This is a genomic window from Streptomyces sp. NPDC006435 (assembly GCF_040612315.1).
Lineage (GTDB): Bacteria > Actinomycetota > Actinomycetes > Streptomycetales > Streptomycetaceae > Streptomyces.
On the sequence record NZ_JBEXPY010000115.1, the window covers coordinates 1 to 3,418 of the forward strand.

Sequence of the window (3,418 nt, forward strand, 5' to 3'; positions counted from 1 at the left end):
CAGGTCGTACTGGACGGGTTCTACGAGGACTTCCGTGCCCGTGGCCTGGAGTACGGCCCCGCCTTCCAGGGCCTGACCGAACTGTGGCGCAAGGGCAGTACCGCGTACGGGACCGTCCGCCTCCCCGAGGGGCTCCGGCCCGACGACTTCGGCATCCACCCCGCACTCCTGGACGCCGCCCTGCACACCCTGATGGGCGTGCGGCAGGAGGCGGACGGGGCCGAGAAGCCGGTGTTCCTGCCGTTCGAGTGGACCGGTGTCGAGCTGTACGCGACCGGCGCCACCGAACTGCGCGTACGCATCGATCTCGACGACACGAACACCAACGCCCGTATCCGGGTGGCCGACGCCACGGGGCAGCCCGTCGTCCACGTACAGGGCCTGGCCATTCGTGAGGCGAGCGCCGAGCAGATCCGTGCCGGTGAGTCGGTCGAGCACCTCTACCGCGTCGAATTCCGGACGCCGCGCGTCACCCAGGAGACGCCGGCCGACGGCATATGGATCCTCGGCGAAAACGCCGGGGCGTTCGAGATCCTGGAGGCCGACCATGTGGCTGATGTGGATGTACTGCTTGCCCGCCTCGATGACGGGGGGAAGGCGCCCGCTCGACTGGCCGTTGACGCAACGGCGGCGGCAGCGCCGGCAGACGGTGACATCGCTCGTGCCACGCAGGAGCTGACCGCTTCCGCGCTGGGCACGATCCAGCGTCTCCTCGGCGAACCACGCCTGGAGGCGACGGAGTTGCTGTGGATCACGCGCTCGGCCGTGGGCGCGGACGAGGACGTCCGCGACCTGGCACACGCGCCGCTGTGGGGACTGCTCCGCACGGTGCGCAACGAGTACGCCGAGCGTGCGATCCGCCTCATCGACCTCGGAACGGGCAGCGCAGACGAAGCACTGCTGCCCCGGGCGGTCGCCATGGCGGACGAGCCGGAGATCGCGATCCGTGACGGCGAGATCCTCGCCGCACGGCTCGTCCGGACGACGAACGCCGAAACCACCGAACCGGGGCGGCGACAGCCGGTCGCGGACCTGCTCGACCCCGACGGTTCGGTACTGATCACGGGCGGCACGGGCGAACTGGGCCGTGCCGTGGCCGGACACCTGGTGCGTGCGCACGGGGTACGGCACCTGGTGCTGACCTCGCGACGCGGGCTGGAGGCGCCGGGAGCGGTGGAGCTGGTGGCGGAGCTGACCGCTGCGGGCGCCACGAGCGTACAGGTGGTGGCCTGCGACGTGAGCCGACGCGAGGACGTCGCCACGGTGCTCGCGACCGCTGACGCACAACACCCCTGGACCGGTGTGTTCCACCTCGCGGGGGTGCTGGACGACGGACTGCTGAAGGCCCAGGACGCCGAACGGCTGAGCCGGGTCCTGGCGCCGAAGGCCGGTGGCGCCCTGCACCTCCACGAGCTGACGAAGGACCTGGGCCTGGCGGCGTTCGTCCTGTTCTCGTCGGCCGCCGGAGTCCTGGGCGGTGCCGGACAGTCCAACTACGCCGCCGCGAACACGTTCCTCGACGCCCTCGCCGCCCGGCGACGTGCCGACGGCCTGCCGGGTGTCAGCCTCTCGTGGGGGCTGTGGCAGCAGGCCGGGATCGGACTGACCGCCGGGCTCGGACAGGCCGAACTGGCACGGATGCGCCGCCGCGGCATCGGTGCGCTGAGCGAGAAGCAGGGCCTGGCCGCCCTGGACGCCGCGCTGACTAGTCCGTATCCGCACCTGGTTCCGGTGAGGCTCGAACTCACCTCGTTGCAGCGGGAGTCGGACAACGGCGGCGAGGTTCCCGTACTGCTCCGGAACCTGCTGCGGGCCCCGCGCAAACGGGCCGGCGGGTCCGGCGGAACCCCCTCCGGGCTGCGCGAACGACTGCTGGCACTGCCGGAGGGCGAGCGGACCGCTCATCTCGCCCGGCTGGTGCAGCAGGAAGCGGCGACCGTCCTCGGGGTGTCCGGGGCGGGCGGCATCGGCGCCGACCAGGTCCTCAAGGAACTGGGCATGGATTCGCTGATGGCGGTCGAACTGCGCCGCCGTCTCTCGGCCGAGTCCGGGGTGTCCCTGCCCTCGACCCTGGCCTTCGACCACCCGACCCCCACCGCGATCGCGGCACTGCTGCTCGACAGGCTCGCCATCGGCTCCGGCGGCCCGGCGAGCAGCGGACGGGGCGTCACCAGAAACCAGATCGACAGCCTGGTGGAGCTGCTGCGCTCCGCGACACCGGCCCAGCTCGACGAGCAGGGCCTGACCGCCGGCCTGCTGGCACTGAGGGACGGACTGGCGAAGACCGCCGCCGTGGCCGACGAGCAGCCGGAGCCGGAGGCCGAGATCGACACCGGCAGCACGGATGACCTTCTTCAGTTCCTGGATCGCAAGCTTGGAGTGAGCGAATGAGCGCGTCCGAAGTCGAGAAGCTCGAAAAGCTCGAGGCGTATTTGCGGCGAACGGCGAACGCGCTCGTCGAGACGGAGAAGGAACTCACCGCCGAACGCGCGTCACGCACCGAACCGATCGCGATCGTGTCGATGGCGTGCCGGCTTCCGGGTGGTATCGACACACCGGAGGCGTTCTGGGAGCTGCTGGCGTCCGGTGGGGACGCGGTGGGCGGCCTGCCGCCGCGGTGGGACGGTCTCGGCGTGTACGACCCGGATCCGGAGTCGGTCGGTAAGAGTTATGCCCGTGAGGGTGGGTTCATCGATGGTGTCGAGGGTTTCGATGCCTCGTTCTTCGGGATCTCGCCGCGTGAGGCGCTGTCGATGGACCCTCAGCAGCGGCTGGTGCTGGAGGCGTCGTGGGAGGCGCTGGAACGGGCCGGCATCCGGCCCGACTCGATCGGCGGAAGCCGTACGGGTGTCTACCTCGGCACGATGAGTTCCGACTACGGCAACCAGCAGGGGCACGACCTGGACGCTCTCGACGGCTACGTCAGCACCGGCAACGCGTCGAGCGTGGTGTCGGGCCGGGTGTCGTACTCGCTCGGCCTCCAGGGCCCGGCCGTGACGGTGGACACCGCGTGTTCCTCGTCGTTGGTGTCGGTGCATCTCGCGGTGCAGGCGCTGCGCCAGGGCGAGTGCGAACTCGCCCTGGCCGGCGGTGTCACGGTGATGAGCACCCCGGCGTTGTTCGTGGAGTTCTCCCGTCTCAAGGGCATGGCTGCGGACGGACGTTGCAAGTCCTTCTCGGCTGCTGCGGATGGTGCGGGCTGGGCCGAGGGTGCGGGTGTGCTGGTCCTGAAGCGGTTGTCGGCCGCGGAGCGTGACGGTGACCGGGTGCTGGCGGTGCTGCGGGGCTCGGCGGTGAACCAGGACGGTCGCAGTCAGGGGCTTACGGCTCCGAACGGGCCGTCGCAGCAGCGGGTGATCCAGGACGCTCTGGAGGCGGCCCGTCTGACTCCGGCCGATATCGATGCGATCGAGGCGCA

2 protein-coding genes are annotated in these 3,418 nt (G+C 70.6%); both read left to right on the forward strand.

Annotated features, from left to right (window positions below):
* Window positions 1-2,391: type I polyketide synthase (locus tag ABZZ04_RS39320; RefSeq protein WP_356937039.1), on the forward strand; the 2,391-nt coding region annotated here is incomplete at its 5' end.
* A partial coding sequence (locus ABZZ04_RS39325; protein ID WP_356937040.1) for a polyketide synthase occupies window positions 2,388-3,418 on the forward strand: 1,031 nt, incomplete at its 3' end. The genes ABZZ04_RS39320 and ABZZ04_RS39325, both read left to right, overlap by 4 nt.